The sequence below is a fragment of the Nocardia salmonicida genome (genome assembly GCF_036142455.1).
Classification (GTDB): domain Bacteria; phylum Actinomycetota; class Actinomycetes; order Mycobacteriales; family Mycobacteriaceae; genus Nocardia; species Nocardia salmonicida.
This window is the reverse complement of the sequence record NZ_CP108014.1, coordinates 7,003,376-7,025,216: the sequence shown is the minus strand read 5'-3', so window position 1 is coordinate 7,025,216 and position 21,841 is coordinate 7,003,376. Positions and strand designations below refer to the sequence as shown.

At 65.7% G+C, this 21,841-nt stretch carries 17 protein-coding genes; 8 read left to right on the top strand and 9 right to left on the bottom strand.

Annotated features, from left to right (window positions below; translation table 11 throughout):
- Positions 1 to 14 precede the first annotated feature (14 nt).
- Positions 15 to 1,613 (top strand): serine/threonine-protein kinase, encoded by a 1,599-nt coding sequence (locus tag OHS03_RS32730; RefSeq protein ID WP_328664517.1) that lies wholly within the window; start codon positions 15 to 17, stop codon positions 1,611 to 1,613.
- Positions 1,614 to 1,682: 69 nt separating this feature from the next.
- Here the strand turns inward: OHS03_RS32730 and OHS03_RS32725 are convergent, their stop codons facing one another.
- The 4 genes from OHS03_RS32725 to eccCa form a co-directional block, all read right to left on the bottom strand.
- Positions 1,683 to 1,973 (bottom strand): WXG100 family type VII secretion target, encoded by a 291-nt coding sequence (locus OHS03_RS32725; protein ID WP_328659325.1) that lies wholly within the window; start codon positions 1,971 to 1,973, stop codon positions 1,683 to 1,685.
- A gap of 49 nt (positions 1,974 to 2,022) precedes the next feature.
- Positions 2,023 to 2,340, bottom strand: a complete 318-nt coding sequence (locus OHS03_RS32720; RefSeq protein ID WP_062984183.1) for a WXG100 family type VII secretion target — start codon at positions 2,338 to 2,340, stop codon at positions 2,023 to 2,025.
- 280 nt (positions 2,341 to 2,620) lie between these two features.
- Positions 2,621 to 4,051 (bottom strand): type VII secretion-associated protein, encoded by a 1,431-nt coding sequence (locus OHS03_RS32715; RefSeq protein ID WP_328659323.1) that lies wholly within the window; start codon positions 4,049 to 4,051, stop codon positions 2,621 to 2,623.
- A complete protein-coding gene (eccCa, locus tag OHS03_RS32710; protein WP_328659319.1) occupies positions 4,048 to 8,085 on the bottom strand; it encodes a type VII secretion protein EccCa in 4,038 nt (1,345 codons plus the stop codon). The genes OHS03_RS32715 and eccCa overlap by 4 nt, the downstream gene beginning before the upstream one ends.
- Before the next feature lie 188 nt (positions 8,086 to 8,273).
- On the opposite strand from eccCa, the gene eccD reads away from it, so the two are divergent.
- From eccD to OHS03_RS32695, 3 genes are all read left to right on the top strand, one after another.
- On the top strand, positions 8,274 to 9,740 hold the full coding sequence (gene eccD / locus OHS03_RS32705; protein WP_328659318.1) for a type VII secretion integral membrane protein EccD: 1,467 nt from the start codon (positions 8,274 to 8,276) through the stop codon (positions 9,738 to 9,740).
- 59 nt (positions 9,741 to 9,799) lie between these two features.
- Positions 9,800 to 11,155, top strand: coding sequence for a type VII secretion-associated serine protease mycosin (mycP, locus tag OHS03_RS32700; RefSeq protein WP_235569675.1), 1,356 nt, complete (start codon positions 9,800 to 9,802; stop codon positions 11,153 to 11,155).
- A 62-nt stretch (positions 11,156 to 11,217) separates the two neighbouring features.
- Positions 11,218 to 11,985 (top strand): potassium channel family protein, encoded by a 768-nt coding sequence (locus OHS03_RS32695; protein WP_328659316.1) that lies wholly within the window; start codon positions 11,218 to 11,220, stop codon positions 11,983 to 11,985.
- Here OHS03_RS32695 and eccB read toward each other — a convergent pair.
- A complete protein-coding gene (eccB, locus tag OHS03_RS32690) occupies positions 11,982 to 13,460 on the bottom strand; it encodes a type VII secretion protein EccB (RefSeq protein WP_328659313.1) in 1,479 nt (492 codons plus the stop codon). The genes OHS03_RS32695 and eccB overlap by 4 nt on opposite strands.
- 113 nt (positions 13,461 to 13,573) lie before the next feature.
- Here eccB and eccE point away from each other — a divergent pair, with 113 nt between their 5' ends.
- Positions 13,574 to 15,217 carry a type VII secretion protein EccE gene (eccE, locus tag OHS03_RS32685; protein ID WP_062984174.1) on the top strand — a complete coding sequence of 548 codons (1,644 nt, stop codon included), beginning with the start codon at positions 13,574 to 13,576 and terminating at the stop codon, positions 15,215 to 15,217.
- A gap of 4 nt (positions 15,218 to 15,221) precedes the next feature.
- Here the strand turns inward: eccE and OHS03_RS32680 are convergent, their stop codons facing one another.
- Complete coding sequence (locus OHS03_RS32680) at positions 15,222 to 15,782, bottom strand: NADPH-dependent FMN reductase (RefSeq protein WP_328664515.1); 561 nt, start codon at positions 15,780 to 15,782, stop codon at positions 15,222 to 15,224.
- Positions 15,783 to 15,885: 103 nt separating this feature from the next.
- Here OHS03_RS32680 and OHS03_RS32675 point away from each other — a divergent pair, with 103 nt between their 5' ends.
- Complete coding sequence (locus OHS03_RS32675; RefSeq protein ID WP_328659311.1) at positions 15,886 to 16,866, top strand: GAF domain-containing protein; 981 nt, start codon at positions 15,886 to 15,888, stop codon at positions 16,864 to 16,866.
- Here the strand turns inward: OHS03_RS32675 and OHS03_RS32670 are convergent, their stop codons facing one another.
- Positions 16,867 to 17,673, bottom strand: a complete 807-nt coding sequence (locus OHS03_RS32670; protein ID WP_328659309.1) for an S-methyl-5'-thioadenosine phosphorylase — start codon at positions 17,671 to 17,673, stop codon at positions 16,867 to 16,869.
- Positions 17,674 to 17,806: 133 nt separating this feature from the next.
- Here OHS03_RS32670 and OHS03_RS32665 point away from each other — a divergent pair, with 133 nt between their 5' ends.
- Positions 17,807 to 18,142 (top strand): metal-sensitive transcriptional regulator, encoded by a 336-nt coding sequence (locus OHS03_RS32665; protein WP_063004986.1) that lies wholly within the window; start codon positions 17,807 to 17,809, stop codon positions 18,140 to 18,142.
- Positions 18,143 to 18,217: 75 nt separating this feature from the next.
- Positions 18,218 to 19,594 carry an ATP-binding protein gene (locus OHS03_RS32660; protein ID WP_328659306.1) on the top strand — a complete coding sequence of 459 codons (1,377 nt, stop codon included), beginning with the start codon at positions 18,218 to 18,220 and terminating at the stop codon, positions 19,592 to 19,594.
- 19 nt (positions 19,595 to 19,613) lie between these two features.
- Here the strand turns inward: OHS03_RS32660 and OHS03_RS32655 are convergent, their stop codons facing one another.
- Together OHS03_RS32655 and OHS03_RS32650 are read right to left on the bottom strand one after the other, a co-directional pair.
- Positions 19,614 to 20,564, bottom strand: coding sequence for a nitrilase-related carbon-nitrogen hydrolase (locus OHS03_RS32655; protein ID WP_328659304.1), 951 nt, complete (start codon positions 20,562 to 20,564; stop codon positions 19,614 to 19,616).
- Positions 20,565 to 20,818: 254 nt separating this feature from the next.
- A complete protein-coding gene (locus OHS03_RS32650; RefSeq protein WP_056818287.1) occupies positions 20,819 to 21,769 on the bottom strand; it encodes an AraC-like ligand-binding domain-containing protein in 951 nt (316 codons plus the stop codon).
- Positions 21,770 to 21,841: the final 72 nt, after the last annotated feature.

Here is a 21,841-nt window from a genome sequence, read left to right as displayed (position 1 = left end):
CGATCACGGTGGCGATGACTCCTGGCACCATCGTCGGCGGTTACCGAATCGAACGGATACTCGGAGCTGGCGGCATGGGCTCCGTCTATCTTGCTAAGCATCCCAGCTTGCCACGCATGGATGCGCTCAAAATCCTTAGCCCCGAACTGTCACGTGACGCAGAGTTCCGTGCCAGGTTCGAACGCGAGGCGAATCTCGCCGCAGGCCTTGACCATCCCAACATCGTTTCGGTGTTCAACCGCGGCGAAGAAGATGGTCAACTATGGATCGCCATGCAGTATGTCGAGGGCACCGATGCCTCTGCAGAGATGGCGCGTGACCCTCATTCGATGAATCCCCTTCGGGCACTACGAATCGTCTCCGAGGTAGGCAAGGGGCTGGACTACGCCCATCGCAAAGGCTTGCTCCATCGCGACGTCAAACCGGCGAACTTCCTACTATCCAGCCTTGACGGCGAGGAAGAGCGGATATTTCTTACCGACTTTGGTGTCGCCAAATCCAATGATGACGCGACTGAGCTCACGCAGACCGGAAGTTTCCTGGCGACTATCGCTTACGCACCGCCGGAGCAACTCTCGGGGGCACGACTGGATCATCGTGCCGACGTCTATAGCTTGGCTTGTTCGTTCTTCAAACTCCTGACCGGCCGGAATCCTTACCCTGCCACGCAGCCGGCCATGGTGATGATGGGGCATCTGCACGAGCCGCCGCCGAGCGCGACGGCGGTAAATATCGGTCTCCCACTCGCAATTGATGCCGTGTTTGCCAGGGCGATGGCTAAGAATCCGGCAGATCGTTTCAGGTCTTGCCGTGAGTTTACTGACGCTGCGGCCAATGCGCTGATTCCTGGGCACTCGCCGATGTCGACGAATACGAGCCCGACCTATCCGATCCAAACATTCCAACAGAGTCCGGCGACCGGGTATCACACCGCGCCCACCACTGGTTCGCACGTTGCGGCGCCCCACTTCCCTGCCGAGCCGTTCGATACCGCGCTCCGTCCGACACCAAAGCGCCGGTCCAAGCTGCTTGTCGCCGGCGCGGCGGTCGCCGCAGTTGCGGTAGCTGTGGCTATCGGCCTCTTTGCCGTACAGAGCCGCGGAGACGACAAGGATCCGACTGCCCTCAATTCGGCGACGCCTACCGCTGGCAACTCGCGGGCGATTGACCGGGCACGAGCTGCCAACCCTGGTTTTGCTGGCAAGATCATTGTAATGGTCGACGTCACCGACAGCAGTGGGCTCGAGCTGAGCATGGCGACGTACCTCTCACCAACCCCGCAGACAAGTTTCTTCGGCGACTTGGGCATGGTGTACAGCCCTTCGTTCAGCAAAGCCTCTGATGAGCCGTCGCCGCGAAGCGTCAAAAGCGACGAGCGCTACAGTCTCTTTTCGAGGTTCAAGAACGACGAGTACATCATCGCTGTACGCAGTGATGCGAAAGCAGGTGGCGGCGGTATGCTCGGATTACCTGCGGCAATTACCTCGTCCGCAGCCACAGTAATCGTAGTGGACGACCCGGCGACAGTCACCGCTATCAGGAGTTGGTCCGACAAATCAGAGCAACAGCTTGTCGATCGATTGGTTCCGATTCTGACCAAGCAAATCAAATAGAGAGCTTCGCTCACAACGAAATTCGGCCTCAGGGGTGTACCCTGAGGCCGAATTCCCGTAATTACCGTCTCAGACGAACTTGCCGGACAGCCACTTGTCGGTGTCGTGGAGTTCGGAGTTGCCCGTCTGAACCAACTTTGCAGCTTCCTGCAGGGTTGTATTCAGCTGACCGGACTGCGAATGCCATTCGCCCTGCATCTGAGTGAAGGCCTCGTGTGCGCTACCGCCCCACTTCTCGGCAATTGCTTCGACCTTCTTATGGAATTCGATCAGTTTGTCGCCCAACTGGTTGGCCGTAGCGATCATGTCCTGCGCGCCAAGATCAACCGAGTCCCGATTAGACGCAATAACATCCGACATAAGAGTAAGTCTCCTTTACTGAGAGTTGCTGAAAGTTTGGTTGGTCGAATCAGATGGCGGGCAGATCGAGTTCAGCCATCTTGCTCTCAACCTGGCCCTTGAACATCGCGTCCTGCTCGGTGTAGCTATCCGTTGCCTGCATCAGCTTCTGCGAGGTCTCGAGGAGCTTGTCGTTCAGCTTCTCCGCGCGCGAGGCATAGGAGTCCATCAGCTGGTCGAACGCGATCTGCGCATTACCCTTCCACGTCTCGGTGGCTGCCATCTTGCCGGCCCAGATCTTCTTCACCAGACCTTCGATCTCCGTGTAGGAAGCTTCCGCATCCTTAGAGAAAGTCTGGAGGTCGGCAACATTCGCATTAAGAGTCATCGGGTTCCTTTCGGGTTGTCAGCGGATCCCGTGTCGAGGGACCGCTGCTCTCACTTGGTTAGACGCAAGACGTGGGCGATCGGTTCCACTCATGTCGGAAGTTTTTTGATTCAGCCGACCGCAGCTGGGCCGGGAAGCGTCGGCGGGACCACGCTGAAAGGTTGCTCATATGGTTGCCCCCATCCATCAATCTCCCCCAATTTTGATGCAACGCCACGCCCTGCAGACGGTACCCGTTGTAGGACATGCGCGCAATTGGCAAGAGCAGGCCACAGCGGCCTCACAAACCGACCTCGACACTGCCGACGACCTGCTCGCAGGCTGGCATCACACTGTCCCAGCCCCCCTCGGCGTACTGACAGCCCACGCTGACCTGCACTCCACGTTCAACCAGGACATGCCAGCGGACCGTTGATCCATCGGCGGGTTTTTCTTCGTACGCGAGGCCTGGACGGCCGGCGAAGACTACATCGCGGCGAACGTCGGTGACGGCGCCTGCGGGCCTCTTGGCGATTTGGGCAGCGAGGTCCACGGCGACCTCCTCGTAACCGGCACCTGGCATGACCGGTTTCTGAGTGACGGTGATGCGGTGACGGGCAGCGGTATCGGGTACGAGGGCGGCGCGGGCGACCGAGTCGGTAGCGCGGTGCCAGCCTGCGGGCACCGTCACGACGACCCGGCCGACTATTTCGGTGGCGGGCATCGGTTTCGGCTGAGACGAGGACCGGGTCGGGACCGAGGTTGTTGTCGGCACGGTGGTGGTCGCGATGGCGGCCGTGGCCTGCTGCTCGCCGGAGCCACCGATCAGGAAGAAGCCGCCGATCGCTGCCGCGGCGACAACAGCGATTAGAGCTGCGGCGCCGATGTAGAGCGGGCGGCGATCGACCGGGTTGGCGGCTGCGGCTCGTTCGCGTAAGGGTTGCATCCACTCGGCCGCGGGGGGGATGGTCGGTGTGTAGGCGGGAGTCCGCTGAGCAGGACGAGCCAGGTCTGTTCCAGTCAGCGAACTTACGGATACCTCTGCACCACAAACGTTTTCGACGACCGTGGTGACCGAGGCCACTACCGCAGGATCGATAGTTCCGAACAGCTGTACGACGTCTGGTACTCGGTCGACGAGGAGGCGGTCCAGTAGTTCCTCGAGGTTGCCGATCCCTTCACTGCTGTCGAGTTCGGAGACTGCGAGATTGGGTTCGACCTCGACCGCCTCGACATGGGCGCCATTCGCGTCGTATACGACCGACGAGGCCGAGGTCGACAACATGCCGAACTCGATGATCGCGGTGCGCCGACTGCGGCTGGCGGCAATATCGACGGCCGACGCCCGCAGAGCACAGGACTCGAAGACAAATTCATGCGTGAATTGCTTTGCCGCAATGCCGAATAGATCGAGCTCGGGCTGCCCCCACGACGTCGGGTGCACGATGACGATGCGCTCACAGAGGACCGTGACACGAAGGGCATCCATGATCGCGGAGAGCACCGCGGACAGAGCCTGCCCCACCGACGGCATCCGAGGTGGCAACGCGATCACACCGCCGGCCATGTATTGCACCACCGACACCGCCTGCGTGGGCGGCGTCAGGGGCTCACCGACAACAAGATCGGAACCGTTGCTGCCCACCACGATCGACGGCGCGACATCCCAATGCGTGGTGGCGCCACGCGCCCACACCTTTGCTTCGCTGACAACCAGTTCGACGACGGTCATTCCGGCTGCGGCATCCACGCGGTCTGGATAAGTCCCTCGGTGTTGCGGGTAACGAAAGTACCGCGACCTGTCGGCTTCGGGCCTGGTCGCGTGGTACCCGCGAGAACACCTTCATCACGACTGCAGCTCAGAATCAGCGCGGCTGATCCGAGATCCTTCATCCTGGCCAGCGTCGCTTCGTACATGGCGCGGCTGGCACCACCGGAACGACGAGCGATGATCAGATGGAACCCGAGGTCACGAGCGTGCGGAATGTGTTCGACCATGGCTGAAACGGGGTTGCCCTGCGAAGTCGCAACCAGATCGTAGTCGTCGACGATGACATACAGCTCTGGACCACTCCACCAGGACCGCTCGCGCAACTGCTGAGGGGTTACGTCGGGGCCCGGAGTCCGCTTTGCAACGTAGGTCGCCAATCCATTCATATAGTCGGTGAACAGAGGCGCCGTCGAACCGTAGCCGGCCTGATATCCCTCGGGAATGAGACCGAGCATGTTGCGGCGGTAGTCGCCGACGATGAACCGCGCTTGATCCGGAGTGTTCGACGCGGCAATGCCATCGATGATCGAGCGAAGCAAGGTCGTCTTACCGGATTCGGTGTCACCGATGATGATGAAGTGCGGGCTCTCCGCGAAATCCATGTAGACAGGCGCAAGCTCGGCCTCGTTAATTCCGATCGGAATGCGCATGCACTTGGACGACGGATCGACCCGCGACGGCCAATTACCTGCCAGATGCAGCAGTTGTTCGCGCGGGAACTGATCAGGCAGCATTCTGACCTGTGGAGCGGCGCGCCCAGGGGTCGCCCGCTTAATGGTTTCGACCGCAGCGGCGACTGCTTGACCGAGATCGGACGGATCGGAAGAACTGTCGAGGCGTGGTAGCGCCGTCAGCATGTGCAGACATTCGGCTGTCATGCCACGGCCGGGACGGCCCTGCGGAACCAGCGCGGCGAACTTACGGCCGAGGTCGGAATCCATCGGGTCGCCGAGGCGCAGCTCGATGCGGGTGCCGATCTGGTCCTTGAGCGCTGGGCGGGCCTCTGCCCACCGGTTGAGCGCGATGGCAACGTGCACACCGTACGAAAGACCCTGCACGGCAAGGTTCATGATGGTCTGCTCGAGCGCTTCGAAATCCTGGCGGATCGAGCCGTAGCCGTCGATCACCAGGAACACATCGCCGAACGGATCCTCGTGCGCACCCGCGGCAGCAGGACTCGACGCCGGGTCCATCGAACGCAGTCGCCGGAACTCGACCATCGACTCGATGCCGAGCTGACGGAACTTCGCCTCTCGCGTGCGAACGATCGTGGTCATCTCGGCGACCGTGCGCCGGACCTGATCCTCGTCGAGACGGCTGGCCACCGAACCGACGTGCGGCAGGCCGAGCAGGCTGGTCATCGTGCCGCCACCGAAGTCGAGGCAGTAGAACTGCACCTGTTCGGCGGTGTGGGTCAACGCCATCGCCATGATCATCGAACGCAGAGCGGTCGACTTGCCCGACTGCGGACCACCCACGACCGCGACGTTGCCTCGTGAACCCGACAGGTCGACGACGAACGGGTCGCGTCGCTGGTCGTAGGGACGGTCGACGATGCCCATCGGTGCGCGCAGCGTAGCGATCGCGGAGTACTCGCCGGTGAGGATCGAGCGCGGCACGAGCTGGTCCATGGTCGGCGCCTCATCCAGTGGCGGCAGCCAGATCTCGTGGGCGGGACGACCGTGGCCCGCGATACGCGAGACCAGCATGTTCAGGTTCGACATCTGCTCGTTCTCGTCGCCGGTCGGCTCCGGATCGTACTCCGCCTCCACCGGCAGCGGGACCCGGTCGGAGTTCCGGAAGCCGACGTGGGTCGCGGCGAAAGGCCTTGCGTTGACATCGATTTCGCCGCCGACGATGCCGGCGCTGGTGACCTCGCGCGCCGATCCGCCACCCACATACGGGCCCGAGACGTACGAGGCCTGGAAGCGCTGGATCTCGCCCGAGTCGGACTTCAGGTAACCGCCGCCGGGGGTGCTCGGCAGGTTGTAGGCGTCGGGGACGCCGAGGACCTGGCGGGACTCGTTGGCGGAGAAGGTCTTCAGGCCGATGCGGTAGGACAGGTGCGATTCCAGGCCCTTGAGCTTGCCTTCCTCCAGGCGCTGCGAGGCGAGCAGGAGGTGGACCTGTAGTGAGCGGCCCAGTCGACCGATCATCACGAACAGTTCCGCGAAGTCGGGGTGCTGGGTGAGCAGTTCGGAGAACTCGTCGAGCACGACGAACAGCGCGGGCAGCGGGTCCAGGTCGGCGCCGGCGGCGCGGGCCTTCTCGTATTCGGAGACGTTGGCGAAGTTGCCCGCCTGACGCAGGACTTCCTGGCGGCGGTTCATCTCGCCGGCCAGCGCGTCTTTCATACGGTCGACGAGGTCGGCTTCGTCTTCGAGGTTGGTGATGACCGCGGCGACGTGCGGAACGCCGTCGAGACCCAGGAACGTCGCGCCACCCTTGAAGTCGACGAGGACCAGGTTGAGCTGGTCGGGCGAGTGGGTGGCGAGCAGGCTGAGCACCAGGGTGCGCAGGAATTCTGACTTACCCGAACCGGTCGCGCCGATGCACAGGCCGTGCGGGCCCATGCCGTTCTCGGCGGCTTCCTTGATGTCGAGTTCCACCGGGGCACCGTCGGCGCCGATGCCGAACGGCACGCGCAGACGCTCGCGGCCGTAGCGGGGACGCCACGCGCTGGCCGGGTTGAAGTTGCCGATATCGCCCAGGCTCATCAGTTGCGACCAGGTGGAGATCGTCTCGGTCTCGTCGGTCTCGACGTCGCTGCTGCGCTGGGTGGCCGCGCGGTAGGGCGCGAGCCTGCGGGCGAGCTGCTGGGCCTGCTCGGCGCTGACGCGGTCGATGGTGGCGAAGCGTTCCTGGTTGCCGGTGGCGCCGCGACCGAGGCACTCGCCGTCTTCGACGACCATCTTGATGCCACGAGAAACGGCAAGGCGCGGTGCGTAATTGCACAGGTCGATGATGGTGACACCCTCGAACCCGGACTCGCGCAGCTGATCGTCCTCGGCCTCGAGCAGACCGCCATCGACGACGATGACTACGTGCACCATGTTCGGGTTGTTCGGCTGGTTACGCGAGTAGCGCACCCGGTTGCCGAGCAGCGGATGCAGTCCGCTCATGGCCTCGCGGATGGAGCCGTAGAACATGCGCTGGGTGCCGATGCCGTCTTGCACCTCGGGGTGCTGGGTGTGCGGCAGCCACTTGGTCCACTCCCACTCCCGGGCGGTGTCCGGGCCACAGACCACGGCGACGAGCACCTGGTCGGGCGCCTGGAACATGCACAGCTGCAACAACATCGCGCGCGTCATGTCGCGCGCCTGGGCGCGGTCGCCGTCGAGGGCGACGGTGCCGAAGCCCTTCACCGCGATGGCGGTGGGCAGGTCGGGAACCGTGGAATGCGCGCGTACGAAGCGGCGCAGCGACACCGCGGCGATGGGCTCGAGTTCTTCGACGGGGCCGGTTTCCGGGGCCACCAGCCTGGTCGCCAGACGCTGGCCGCCGAGGCCGATGCGCGCGTGGCAGAAGTCCTTGTCGCCGGAGCGGCGCTCCCACATCCGGCTGGTGCCCGCGAGCATCCAGATCAAGCCGGGTTCGGGGTGGCTCCACTCGACGGCGGCGCGTTGCTGTTTGGCGGTCTCGTCGACATCTTTACGAACCTGATCGAGATAGCGCAGGTAGTCCTTGCGATCCTCGTTGGCCTCCGCGGCTTTCGCGCCCTTGCCGCCACCCTGTCCGAACATGGTGACCATCGACATGATCATCATCATCGGGAACATCATCGACATCGGGTTGGACAGCATGCCGCTGCCCTGGGTGAACATCAGCGCCATCATGCCGACCATGCCGACCACCATCACGACGGGCATCAGCTTCGTCAGCAGGCTGCCCGGGGTGATCCGCGGGATCTCCGGCGGCGGCTGCAATGTGACCTCGCCACCCGGCGTACGCGGCATCTCGCGCCGGGCACGGCGCTGGAACCTGACGGTGCTCATGGTCGAAGACTCCCCCTGCTTGACTACTCGCTCATCTGTCGTCGCGAACGGGCTCAGTGTAGAGGTCGCGGCCGACATGTCGTATGGTTCGTCAGGCATTCTGCTGTCCGAACGGTGGGTTCCGCAAACTGTCGATCGTTAAGAGCGGTCGAGCGGAAACACGAGGTAGAGACGGAACTGGGGGAGTTTTGACGCACGCGCGACTCGATCATGTGGAAGAGGACTCCGCGCGCGGCATCGTGCGCGCGCCGGACCTTGCCCGAGTAACCATCCTGGCCAAGCACACGCAGGTAGACATGGCTATTCCGGTCGATGTACCGGTCGCTCTCGTCATTCCCAGCGTGGTCGACATGGTCGCGCAGCACAGCCGCTCGAATGATTTCGACAACGACGGCGAACGCTACGAACCCGCCGAATGGGTGCTCGCGCGCATCGGCCATCCACCGTTCTCCAATTCACTGAGCCTCGGCGAACAAGGCGTGCGCGACGGCGAATTGCTCATGCTGGAGAGCGCTTCGCACGCGGCGCCGACGCCCCTGTTCGACGACATCATGTACAACGTCGCGGTCGCCGACGCCGAGCACTACCGCAGCTGGACGCCGAAGACGGCCCGTATCACCGGTTCGGTACTCGCCGCGCTCACCATGCTGGTCGGCTGCTTCGGTCTGCTGGCCGCGCCGGATGCGTTGCCGTTCTGGGTTTCCGGGTCGCTGGCGCTGTTCGTCGCGATCCTCTGCGTGGTGGCGGGCACGGTGCTGAGCCGCATGTACCGCGACACCTCGGCCGCGCTCGTACTCGGCGGCTGCGCGCTACCGACCGCGTTCACCGCCGGCATGCTGCTGGTCCCCGATCATTACGGCGCGGCGCATCTGCTGCTCGGATTCGCGCTGCTCGGCTCCATCGCGGTGCTCGCCTGGCGGGTCACCGGCATCGGGCTGGCGCTGTTCATCGGAACGGCGACCGTCTCGGTGTTCGGCGTGCCCGCCGCCCTGGTGGGGTTGCTCACCGATCAGCCGGTCAAGGCGATCGGCGCGGTCGTCGCCGCGCTCGGATTGGCGGGACTCTCACTCTCGCCGCGTGTTTCGATGCTGCTGGCCAAGCTGCCGTTGCCGCCGGTCCCCTCCCCCGGCACCCCGATCGACCCGACCGAGGACGACCCGGACGACCACCGCGCCCTGCCGACTCTCGACGCTCTGCGCGCGCGGTCGGAGCGGGCTCGTAACTACCTTGCCGGCCTGGTCAGCGCGACCACCCTGGTCACCGTCGTCGGCGCGCTGCTGGCTATCGACGCCGGCGCCGAAGATCCCTACTGGCCCGGTATCTCGCTGGCGCTGGTGTGCGCGGTGGTGCTGATGTTCCGCAGCCGCACCTACGCGGGCGCCGAGCAGGCCATCGTGTTGATCGCGGGCGGCTCGGCGATCGTGCTGATGATGCTGATCGGCGTCGCGCTCGAAATGCGCCAGCCCCTGGTCGTTTTCGGCACCGCGCTGGTGATTCTGATCTCGGCGCTGGTGATGGGCTTGATCGTGCCGAACCAGTCCGCGACACCGCCGATGCGCCGGGCCGTCGAGCTGCTCGAGTACGCGTTCGTCGCCGCGGTGCTGCCGCTGGTGTTCTGGGTCGCCGATCTCTACTCGCTGGTTCGCGGGCTGTGAGGCTCGGCTTTCGACTGACGGCCGTTGCACTTGTCGTCGGGCTGAATGCCGGATTCGGTGTGAGCGGAACGGCTTTCGCTGATCGACCGCCCGCGATCGATCCCGGGATGTTGCCCGCGGGTGATCCCGCCGCGCCGCCGGACAAGACCGAGCGCGGCAGCGGCACCAACGGACTGTGCTTCCGCACCCAGGCGAGCACCTCGCTAGCGGTGATCCCTCCCAGCCAGCGCTCTCTCGATCTGGAGCGGGCGTGGGAATTCTCGCGTGGCGCAGGACAACTCGTCGCGGTGATCGACACCGGTGTGGAGCCACACCCCCGCCTGCCCGATCTGTGGGCAGGCGGCGACTACGTGGCCGCCGGCGGCAACGGCACCGAGGACTGCGACGTGCACGGCACTGTCGTCGCCGGAATCATCGGCGCGACCAAGATCGACAACCAGGGCTTCTCCGGTGTCGCGCCCGAAGCCCGCATCCTCAGCATTCGCCAGACCAGCTCGCTCTACCAGTCCGAGGGCGCCGGGCGGAACAAGGGACCCGACGACTTCCCCGAGGGCTACGGCAAGGTCTCCTCGCTCGCGAGCGCGATCCGGCGGGCAGCCGACTTCGGCGCCCGCGTGATCAATATTTCTCTCGTGGCCTGCAACAGCGGTTCCCCGGCCAACGAAGCGGCCTTCGGCGCGCTCGGCGCGGCCGTGCGGTACGCGGCGCTGGAGAAGGACGTGGTGATCGTCAGCTCGGCGGGTAACTCCGACAACGCTTGCAAGTCAGGCAATCCCGGGCCCGACCCGCTCAAGCCCGCGCAGGATCTGTGGAGCACGATCCGCACCTACGTCAATCCCGCTTGGTACGACGAGTACGTGCTCTCGGTCGGCTCGATCGGCGCCAACGGCGCACCGTCATCGTTCACCGTGCCCGGTCCGTGGGTCGGCATTGCCGCACCGGGAGAAGGCATTACGTCTCTCGATGCCAGGTCCTCGGGCATCTCCGACGGCAAGTACGACAACCAGGGCAAGTACATGGCTTACAGCGGAACGAGTTTCGCCTCGCCGTATGTCGCCGGTGTCGCCGCGCTGGTGCGCGACAGGTTCCCCGATCTCACCGCCAAACAGGTCATCGAGCGGTTGCAGGCCACGGCCCACGCACCGGCTGAGGGCTGGAATCCGTACATCGGTTACGGCGCAGTCGATCCCGTCGCGGCGTTGACCAACGAGGTGCCGAGAGAACTTCCGCCGAAGCAGGCGAGCCCGGCGCGCAGTCTGCAACTGCCGGTGCCCGCACCGCCGCCGCCCGCGGACAACACCGCGCGCAATGTGGCCCTGATCGGTTCCGGCGCCATCGGCCTCATCCTGGTCCTCGGTGTGCTGGCGTCGTTCCCGATCCGCCGTAAGTTCGGGATGTCGGTCGACGATCTCTGACCTGCCCGACCAGAGAGCAGGGTACGGTCGGCGGGCCAGAGCCCGTCGACCCAGGTAGCCGCATGAATCCGTCAACGACCGAACGTCCGCTCACCCGCCGACAGCAGTGGGAGCGCGCGACCAATCTGCCGTTGATGGCGCTCGCGGTGGTGTTCGTCATCCTGTACGCGTGGCGGGTGCTCGACACCGAGGTGTCACCGCGGCTCGACACCAGCCTCGTCCTGGCGGATATCGCGATCTGGGCGGTGTTCTTGATCGATTTCGTGGTCAGGCTGTGGTTGTCGGGCGACCGGCTGCGCTTCGTGCGCAAGCATCCGCTCGACCTGCTTGTCGTGCTCGTGCCACCGTTTCGTCCGCTGCGCCTGCTGCGGGCTTCGCTGCTGCTGCTCGACGCCCTCAACCGCGCGACGCACCCGCGTACGCGCCTGGTGACCTTCGTGGCCACCAGTTCCGTGTTGATCCTGTTGCTGTCGAGCCTGGCCTTCTTCGATGCCGAATACGGCGCACCCGACTCCAAGATCGAGACCTTCGGCGACGCCCTGTGGTGGTCGGCGGTCTCGGTGACGACGGTGGGCTACGGCGACGTCTACCCGGTGACCACCGAGGGCCGACTGGTCTCGCTGGTCCTGATGACGTTGGGGATCGGCCTGATCTCCTTCGCCATCGGCACCATGACCAGCTGGGTCGTCGAACAACTCAAGACCGTCGACGACGCCGCCGACCGCGCGGAGAGCATGCTCAGCGAACTGGTCGTCGAGGTCAAAGCCTTACGGATCGAGGTCGCCGAACTCCGTTCCGATGCCGGAAGGCCGACGACCCCGCCCGACTAATTCGCCGCGGCGACAGGCTTTTTGGCGGGCGAGGGATCCGGCGCGACACCGTCGTGCGCGACCATCGCCTCTTCCCGGCCCATGGTCGGCCCACCCGCGAGCAGTCCGACGATCGGCCACGGCGCCGGTTCGGCGGTGACCTGCTCGAGGCCGAGCGCCTTGACCGCGTCGGCGTTCTTGATGCCGAAACGGACGCCGGTGTCGGCGATGTAGAACAGGCTGTCCTTGCGGCGGCTGTTCGGTTCGATGCCGGTGGACTGCACGTAGGCGCCAGAGGCGGGCGGGATGAAGACCGTGTCCGCGTTGGGGCCCGCGCCGTCGGCCTGCGCGAGATCGACCATCTTCGCCTTGTCCGGGATCGGCAGATCGATGCCGGTGAGCAAGGTCAGTTCGGCGCGAGCGGTCGCGTCGGTGTTGTCGGTGGCGCCCGCGATCGGCTTCCACGACATGCAGCTGACGGGCTGGTCCTTGGCGGCGATCAGCGTCGGCCGGTCACTCGGGTAGTCCTGCACCTTCAACGACCGCACGATGGTCGCGTAGGTCCGGTCGGTCGACTGAATGGTCGTGCCGTTCATCATTGTCGGATAGAAGTTGCGGATGATCTGGGCGGTCAGCGCCGAGATCTCCTGCAGTCCGTCCTGGAGCACCACATAGTTCTGGTTGGGCTCGTTGAAGACCTGGACAACGTCAGCGATCTTGTGGCCGCTCACGTTGTAAGCCGGTGTGCCACCCGGATTGGCGATCGTCGGGGTGATCAGCGGCAGCACTTCGGGAATCGCGTTGAGCAGGCCCTCGCTGATGGGACGCGGAGTCACGCCGGTGATGCCGAGAGCGTGGGTGACAGCCGGATCGTCCATCTTCACGCGCGCACGCTTGCCGTCGTAGACCAGGTAGGTAGCGTCCTTGCCCTTCACGAGCATGGCCTTGCCCCCGTCCACCTTCGACGCCTTCGCGCCCAGACTCGGGTCACCGGCCAGCACCGACGTGGTCAGATCCGCTGTGCCGTCGGACTTGAGCTGATCGCACACCGTCCATGTGCGGCCCTTGCCGCCCTTGTCGTAGAGGATCGACGACGGGGCGCCCGGAATGCCGATCAGCTGACCGCGCGGCTTCTTGCCGAGCTCGGATTCCTTGACGATCGCCGCTTTGGACGCCTCACCGGCCGCCAACCGAGCCGAGGCCAGATTCAGCGCGGGATGCACGACATTGTCGACCACCACGTAGACGCCGCCGGATTCCTTGGCGATCAGGATCTTGCTGTCACCGATCTTGTCCTGCGGGCGCAGCAGTGCGAGCACACCACAACCTGCGAGAACCACGATGCCGAGCACAAGTCCGACCACGTAGGCACGGGTCTGCGCGCGCATCGGATCGTGCAGCATGCGCACATCCCGGCGCACCAGGGCGTGCTCCATCCTCCGCACCAGGAAGCGGTATCCGCTGACCTGCCAGCGCGTTGTGGGTTTTGAAGGCATGGTTCCTCCCCCGAACAGTGCTCTCGTCCGGGCAACACAGTACAGTTCCCGGCAGCAGTTGTTCGCATTCGGCCATCGGTCGATCGACAATCGGGTACCTGGGGGAGGAACGAATGGCTGAGTTCACCGGGGCGGGACCGCGCCCGCTGTTCGGTCGGATTTCGCTGCCGCACCTACTCATTGCGCAGGTCCTCGGCCTGACCGCGGGGGTTGTCGCGCTGATCTGCGGGCTCGATCCGCTGGCGGCACTCGGCATCGCCATCGTGGTGGCACTGGTGCCGCTGATCCCGATCGGCAAACGCACCGTCCTCGACTGGATCTCGACCATCCGGCGGTATTCCGGCAAGCGCGAGTACACACTCGGCGACACCGTCGACTTCCGTGACACCGACGGCCGCTCGCTCGGGCTGTACTGGGACGGCAGTCGCGTGGTCACCGTCGTCGAGGTGCTGCCGCCGCGCGGCGGGCTCACCAGGATCGCCCGCACTGCCGTGCACGCCTCACACTTGTTGCCGCTGCCCGAATTGGCCGCGTGCCTCAACCAGCACGACATCCTGCTCAGCGGGATCGACATCATCAGCCACGGCCACCGCAGCCGGTCCGGTACGCCCGCGGGCGCGATCTACGAATCGCTGCTCGGCCCGCTGCCCGCGACCGCGCACCGCACGGTGTGGCTCGCGATCAGTTTCGACGCGGTGGCCTGCCCCGATGCGACGGCTCGTCGCGGTGGCGGCACCGATGGCGCTTCCCGCTCGGTCACCATCGCCACCCAGCGGATCATGCGCACGCTCGAAGACGCCGATTGCAACGCGCGCATCCTCACCGCGCCGGAGATCCGCAAGGCCGTGCAGCAGATCACCGCGGGTCTCGACCCGCGCACGCTGAGTCAGCGGTGGAAGTACGCCGAGATCGGCAACGCGGTGAACATCGGCAGTGCGGTGGATCCCAAGCAGTTGGGTTCGGATCTGCTCGCGCAGCTGTGGGTCGCGCCGTCGCGGGGCACCACCGTCGCCGTACGGCTGCGTCCCGGTAGCAATGCCGAATCCGTCAGCGTCGGCGCCGCATGGCGATTGACCGCGCGCGAACTTCCGGAGAAGACCAAGTCCAAGGGCATGGTGTCGATGAGCGGCCGTCATCGCGACGCGCTGCTGGCCCACCTGCCGATCGCGGTTCCCGGTGTGGACGACACGATCCCGACCATCGAGTACCCGATCGACATCATCGGCGCGCTGCATCTTCCGTCGTCGGGCTGCGGGCAGCTGCTCGGTTCCGATGACGAGGGCAACGGCGTCGCCACCAGGATCGTCGGCGTCGGCATCTCCACCGTGTATGTGGCGGGCGAGTTGTATCTGGCCCAGCAGTTGGTGTTCCGCGCGTTGGCCGTCGGCGAGCGGGTGCTGGTGCGCACCGATCGGGCGCAGGCCTGGGAGCAGCTGGTGACCACCGTCGGTAATCCGGAGCGGCTGACCATCGCCGTCGAAACACACCAGTCCGACGCGGGTTTCACCGCGACGGTCGTCGACGGTGTGCTCGCGCCCGCCCCGCACGCCGGTGTCACCACGATCTATCTCACCGGCGATCCGAACGGCTGGCCCGCTTCGCGCCCCGACCTGGAGATCTTCCAGCCGGGCGCGATCGGCAACCGCGTGGTTCTTCGCACGGGAACGACCAGGGTGAACCTCACGCTGGTGTCGATCCCCCGCGAGTCGACCTATATCGGCCAGCCGCGCGGTCAGCGCGCGATGGCCAGCGCCTGACCGGTCAGCCCGGATAGGGTTCGACAGTGCGGGCTGCCCGCAACGTGGTTCCCCACCAGTTCAATTGGTTCAGCATGCGGTCGCACGCGTCGATCGCGGCAGCGTCGTCGGTCATGCCGGTCTTGTCGAAGCGGCGCTTGGCCTGGGCGAAACTCACCGACTCGCGCACCGACACCATGTGCAGTTCCGCGACCACCTGACGCAACTGCTCGACCGCGCGCAACCCACCCGACAGGCCGCCGTAGGACACGAACCCGATCGGCTTGGCCCGCCACTCGTGCTTGGCGCTGTCGAGCGCGGTCTTCAGCGAAGCCGGATAGCCGTGGTTGTACTCGGAGGTGACGGCGACGAACGCGTCCGCCGCGGCCAACCTGGCCCGAAACCCCTCGACCTCGGGCGTTTCGGTGAGGTCGACGGGTAGTGCCTGATCACGCAGATCGAGCACCCCCACCTCGAATTCCGGCCGCTCGCCCAGCGCGGTGACCAGCCAGCCGGCCACCACGGGAGCGAATCGCTCGGGGCGGGTACTGGCGACGATGATCTCCAACCGCAGCGGTGCGTTCATGGCGCCGAGCTTATCGACACGCAATGCCCCGGTCCCGAAGCCGCTGGTCGACTCGTGCACGATAGAGCTGTCGGTTTCGTTCATGGGGCGCAGGGGGTCGCACGTGATTATCGGACGTTGGCAGTTGGTGGAGACGCTGGGGACACCACAGACCTGGTCGATGCTGACCGCGGGAACCACGCCGCGCGACTGGGCGTCGTATCGCCGGGCGATTCCCGCTCGGCTGCAGCCGTTGATCGCGGCCGCGCACGAGACGGGTGAGCCGGTGGAGGAGGTGCTGCCGAAATCGCGCAATCCGTGGTCGGAGTTGCGGTTTCACGCTGTGCCGGTGCGGTCGCCCGATGCGGGAACGCACGCGGTGAAGGTGTGGGTCGGGCCCGACGTCCCGGCGGAGGAACTGCGTGTCGCTCCGTTCCAGGTCGACGCACAAGCGCGCGTCGTGCGCACCCATCCCGGTCTCGGACCCCACTTCGGTTCGACGCCGGTCGAATACAGCGGCGCCGAGCCGTTCGAGCGGATCGAGCGATTCGATCACGCCCTGGAATTCGTTGCCGCGCTGCACCGTTCGGAACCTCGTAGCCGATGGTCGGGAGTAGCCACCGCGCATTCGAAGATCGGGCCGCGTTCGCTGTTGGTAGCCGCACGCAACGGCGGCGACGAGCAGCGGCGGTTCGCGTGGCGTGGGGTCACCGTCGATGTCACCGACAGCATTGCCCCGCAACGTAAGTCGTTCGAGGCCTCGACGCTCGAGTTGCTGCGTGAATCCCGGCCCGGCCTGTACCTGGTCATCCTCGACACCGCGCAGGTTCGGGCGGTGCGGTGGGTCACCGAGCCGGTGCCGGGGCTGACATGGCGCGGGGTCGACGAGCGGACCGTCCCGCATCCCGACGACCGCCCGAGAATCGCCGCGCTGCGCGCCGAGGTGCTGGGCGGTGCCACGCGCGCCGGGCTGAGCGGATTGCGGCTGGCCGCCGAGGCGGGTGGCTGGTTCACCGTCGACGTCGAGGTGTCACCGCTGCCGAGCGGCGGGGCGGCGCCTGCCTTCATCCTCGCTCAGTTGCAGGTCACCGCGCCGCCGGGATGATCAGGGCAGCTCGAAGGGCAGCGAAACCCCGGCGTGCACGCGGCAGCGCTCACAGGCGTCGGTGCTGTCGACCGCGGTGACCGCGCGACGCAGGAGCTCCTTGAACGGTCCGAGATTCTTCTTGAACTCGGCGAACACGTCGACCGCGTGCACTCCGTGGCCCTCCTCGAGACCGGCGTCCAAGTCGGTGACGAGAGCGACTGCGGCGTAGCACATTTCGAGTTCGCGAGCGAGGACGGCTTCGGGGTGTCCGGTCATGTTGACCAGATCCCACCCCTGCCCGGCGAACCAGCGGCTCTCGGCGCGGGTGGAGAAGCGCGGGCCCTGCACGACGACCATCGTGCCGCGATCCTCGACCCGAAGCTCACCCGCCGACTTCACCGCGGCGGCGCGCAGGTCGTCGCAGTAGGGGTCAGCGAAGGAGACATGCACGCCGCCGCCGTCGAAGTAGGTCTGCGGACGACCCGAGGTCCGGTCGACGAGCTGATCCGGCACCGCCACGGTGCCGGGACCCCAATCGGCGCGCAGACTGCCGACCGCGCACGGCGCGAACACCCGGCGCACCCCGAGCGAACGCAGCGCCCACATATTCGCCTGGTAGGGCAGGGTGTGCGGCGCGAACTCGTGCTGCTTGCCGTGGCGCGGCAGGAAGGCGACGGCACGGCCTTCGACCTCCCCGATCGCGACCGGCGCACTCGGAGCGCCATACGGTGTGTCGACCTCGACGTGCGTCGCGTCGTTGTCGAAGAAGTCATAGAAACCGCTGCCGCCGATAACGGCGAGTGCGGGCCGGGGAAGCGAACTCATGGCGTCGATTCTTCCGTCCGGGCCGACCGCGCGCAGCACCGGGGACTGTCATCTGACAATTGCACCGCGAAACTGTACCCTAGGGGGGTATTAGTTCGCCACGCGAGCTACCAGGCAGGCGAGGAGACCTTCGGTGACAACACCCACCCCCGACACCGCGACCGGCGACGAACACGCGGGCCACGCAGGCCACGGCTACATCACCGCCAAGGACGACTACCTCAAGCGACTGCGCCGCATCGAGGGCCAATCGCGCGGACTGCAGCGGATGGTCGAAGAGGAAAAGTACTGCATCGACATCCTCACCCAGGTCTCCGCCATGACCAAGGCACTGCAGGCGGTTGCGATGGGGCTGCTGGAGGACCACATCTCGCACTGCGTCGTCGATGCAGCGGTTGCCGGTGGGCCCGAGGCCGAAGCCAAGATCAAAGAGGCCACCGACGCGATCGCCCGGCTGGTCAGGTCCTGATCGACCCCGTTGACGTGTTCTACTGAGTGTTGCCAGCAGGATGCTCGTCGATTTCGTCACCGGGAGGACACGTCCATGTCTGTCGATTCCGCCGTCGTGTCCGCGCGATCGGAAGACGGCCGCTCGTTCATCGTCGACAACGCCGCGGCCAGCCCCTTTCCCGCCGGATCCCTGATCGTGGTCAGTTGCGGGGGGCGTAGGCAGCTCGCGCTGGTCGAGGAACGGACGGCGACAGCGCCCATCGGGTTGCGCGGCCGATTGATCGGCGAGCTCACCGACGACGGTGTCGACACCAGGGCAAGTCATGCCTTCGACGGCGGTGCGGTCAGCGCGGCCGATCGCGACACCGTCGCCGCGCTCCATCACACCACCGGCGCCGAACTCGAGGTGGGGGTGAGTCTGTCGGCGCCGGGCGGTCCGGCCCGCCTGCTCCCGATCCGCTTCAACCGACACACCTTCTGGTGCGGCCAGAGCGGCTCGGGCAAGACCTATGCGCTCGGCGTCGTCCTCGAACAGCTGATCGCCCATACCGCGCTACCGATCGTCGTCTTCGATCCGAACTCCGATTTCGTGCGGATCGGCGAGGTGGTTCCCGGCGCCACCGGCCCGACCGCCGACGCTTTGCGCGAACGCGATATCCGCGTGCTCCGACCGAAGGGCGACCCGCCCGGTCGCCTGCGTGCGCGGTTCATCGACATGACGCTGACCTCGAAAGCGGCTGTGCTGCAGCTGGATCCGGTGGCGGATCGGGAAGAGTTCAACGAGCTGATCCATCTGTCGGCAATGCTGGTCGGCGAACTCCACGAGGTTCTGGTCCGCCTGCGCGCCGTCGACACCCCGGCTCGCCGCCGCCTCGCGATGCGCGTGGAGAATCTGGGGTTGCTCGACTGGGAGGTGTGGGCCGGAACCGATCGGGCGGTCACCGATATCGTCGCCGAGCGCCCTGATGTGGCGGTCCTCGATCTCGGCGGATTCTCCACACCCGCACAGCAACTCGTCGTCGCCCTGTCGGTGCTCGACGATCTGTGGGCACGGCGCGAGGAACGGCGTCCGGTCCTGCTGGTGATCGACGAGGCGCACAACCTCGCTTCACCCGGGCTCGATTCGCCGGTAGCCGTCGCGGTGCGCGAACGATTGATCCAGATCGCCGCCGAGGGCCGTAAATTCGGTCTGTGGCTCCTGCTCTCGACGCAACGCCCGTCGAAGGTGCATCCCGGCATCATCTCCCAGTGCGACAACCTCGCCCTGATGAAGATGACGTCACCGACCGACCTCGCCGAGCTCGGCACCTACTTCGGCTACGCGCCGAGCGACCTGCTGGCCCAGGCGCCCTGGTTCCGACAGGGTGAGGCGTTGCTCGCGGGCGGATTCGTCCCGACGCCCACCCTGGCCAAGGTGAACAAGCGGCTGACCCGTGAGGCGGGCGCCGATGTGTCGGTGCCATTGCGTTGAGCACCGGCCAGGTAGGTATCTATGCCCGCGCAGGCTCGACCCGCACCGGCTCACGCCGAACGATCCGACCGCCCGACACCCGGAGAGGCTGCGAGCGCTCAGCGCGCGGCACAGTCGCTGTGGCCGCGCGCAAACTACGGCCGAGATCCAACTCGGCGTAGAGCAGTCCCTCCTCCCCTTCGGCCAGCGGCGCGGCGAGTTCGAGCCCACCGGGTCCGAAGATCCGCGAGACCCCGCCACCGCCGCGGAGCAGACGCCGCTCGGGCGTGCGCGCGTCGACGACCTCCCAGCCGGCCACGGGCACGACCGCGACGGGCGCGATGACGTAGGTGGACCCATCCATCGCGTAGCGGACGCTGGCCGCCGTATTGAGATCGGGCCCCCATTCCTTGCCCTCGCCGTAGTACACGGTGAAGCCCGACCATGCCGAGACGTGGATCTGCTCGCGCTGATCGTGCAGCTGTCCGCGCAGGTCGGCACGAAGATGATCGGCTCCGCCGAGCACCCCGATCCGGCCGTGCACAGTGTCACGGACCAGTGGTCTCCCGCCTGGAGAGCCGCTGAAGACAGTGCGTTCGAGCCCGGTCGGTTCGGCCTTGCGAGCGACGGCGATGGTGCCGTCGGCATCGATCAGGGCCTGGGACATGAAGACCTCGCGTCCGTCCCGCTCGGCGAAGCCGATCGAGACGTGAACGCCGGTGCGGCGGGCCGCGTACGCGATGGCGCGCAGTTCAGGGCCGTCGGCGGTCACCGCGTTGGCCAGGTACCTGGCCAGGAATTCCTCACCCCAATCCACCGAATTGAGCCACATCCACCACGGGAATCCGGGCAGGAAGGTCTCCGGGAAAGCGATTAGTTGCGCACCGCCGCGTTCAGCCATCTCGATGTATTCGATTGTTTGTTCGACTCCGGCGGACAAATTCAACCACTTCGGCTCGGCTTGCACCGCTGCCACACGTATCCGACTCATCGTGCCCCCTTGTCGCTCAACCCAGTGAAGAGTGTTCAATTCACTCTCTCGCAGAATGGCGCCGCACAAACTGTCATCCCGTGCCAGTCGACTGACCCTCCGTGCCAATTCTTTGATTGCTGTCGATGCACTCGGTCGAACGGAAGCCATCGTAGCCGTAAATGAGCCATGCCGAGGACACCGAAGTGTCGACCATTCTTTCGGTGTGGGCAGATCGAATTCAGCCGCTGTCGGACATGCGGTAATACGGTTGATCAGACGGACAACGAACTCGATGCGATCATGCGAAATTCGCCGGGAGTCATCCCAGTCTCCAACCGGAAGGCACGGAAGAAGTGGCGTTCGGAGGCGAAACCGGACGCGATCGCGACGGTCGCCGTCGCCCGATTGGGGTGGCGAACCAGCAGTGTGCGCGCACATTCCACCCGCATGCGCCGCAGCACGGCACTCAGCCCGTCTTCCACATCACCGAACAGCCGATACAGCGTTCGGCGCGACACCAGACAGGCGCGCGCGATGTCATCGATCGTCAGGCTCGGGTCGGCACACCGGGCCCGCATGAAGGCGAGTACCTGCTCGCGGGTCAATGCCTGCGCCGGCTCACCCGACGGGATTTCCCCCGAGGCCAGTCGGACCGCGGACGCGAGCAGTTTGACCCCGTTGTCGGCCAACACGGCCGCGTGACCAGGGGCGCTCTGCTGAATGCGGGCCAAATCGCGAAAGAAGCCGGCGACCACCCCGCCCGCACTGTCGGCGCTGACCGTCACCGCGGTCGGCAACGGGAAACAATCGGAACCCAGTTGTCGGCGCAGGACCTCGAGCGGTGTCTGTACGACGACCTGCGCCCACGAACCGCGCAGATCCCAGTGATACGGACGCGAGGTGTCGTAGAAGACCATCTCGCCGGGGCGCACCAACGCGACTCGATCGTCTTGGTAGAGCAGCCCGGAGCCTTCGGTCAGAATGGAGACCAAGAGGAATTCGCCATCGGTCTTCGCGATTCCGCGCCGGGTGCGGCGAATCCGCTGGGCGCTCGCGCTGACCGTCGACAGTTCGAAGCCTGGCTGGCTGCTGCGCTCGATCCGGCCGTGGAAGGCGTCCTCACCGGTCGGATCGACCAGCAGCGGGACGTAACTCTCCGAGAGCAGCGACTCCCATTCGGCGAACGATTCGCTAACCCCGGCATGGGACTGCGCGAACTGCATGGCAGCACCTCGCTTCCTATCCGAATCGAACAGCAAACACCTGGCGTCGCACGGTCATCGGGCTCGCCCAGC

Coding starts and splice junctions, on each gene's coding strand:
- eccE (WP_062984174.1), top strand. CDS start 13,574: ATGGCTGAGTTCACCGGGGCGGGACCGCGCCCGCTGTTCGGTCGGATT.
- OHS03_RS32660 (WP_328659306.1), top strand. CDS start 18,218: ATGTCTGTCGATTCCGCCGTCGTGTCCGCGCGATCGGAAGACGGCCGC.
- OHS03_RS32655 (WP_328659304.1), bottom strand. CDS start 20,564: ATGAGTCGGATACGTGTGGCAGCGGTGCAAGCCGAGCCGAAGTGGTTG.
- OHS03_RS32680 (WP_328664515.1), bottom strand. CDS start 15,782: ATGAACGCACCGCTGCGGTTGGAGATCATCGTCGCCAGTACCCGCCCC.
- OHS03_RS32695 (WP_328659316.1), top strand. CDS start 11,218: ATGAATCCGTCAACGACCGAACGTCCGCTCACCCGCCGACAGCAGTGG.
- OHS03_RS32730 (WP_328664517.1), top strand. CDS start 15: ATGACTCCTGGCACCATCGTCGGCGGTTACCGAATCGAACGGATACTC.
- OHS03_RS32720 (WP_062984183.1), bottom strand. CDS start 2,340: ATGACTCTTAATGCGAATGTTGCCGACCTCCAGACTTTCTCTAAGGAT.
- OHS03_RS32650 (WP_056818287.1), bottom strand. CDS start 21,769: ATGCAGTTCGCGCAGTCCCATGCCGGGGTTAGCGAATCGTTCGCCGAA.
- eccB (WP_328659313.1), bottom strand. CDS start 13,460: ATGCCTTCAAAACCCACAACGCGCTGGCAGGTCAGCGGATACCGCTTC.
- OHS03_RS32670 (WP_328659309.1), bottom strand. CDS start 17,673: ATGAGTTCGCTTCCCCGGCCCGCACTCGCCGTTATCGGCGGCAGCGGT.
- OHS03_RS32715 (WP_328659323.1), bottom strand. CDS start 4,051: ATGACCGTCGTCGAACTGGTTGTCAGCGAAGCAAAGGTGTGGGCGCGT.
- OHS03_RS32725 (WP_328659325.1), bottom strand. CDS start 1,973: ATGTCGGATGTTATTGCGTCTAATCGGGACTCGGTTGATCTTGGCGCG.
- eccCa (WP_328659319.1), bottom strand. CDS start 8,085: ATGAGCACCGTCAGGTTCCAGCGCCGTGCCCGGCGCGAGATGCCGCGT.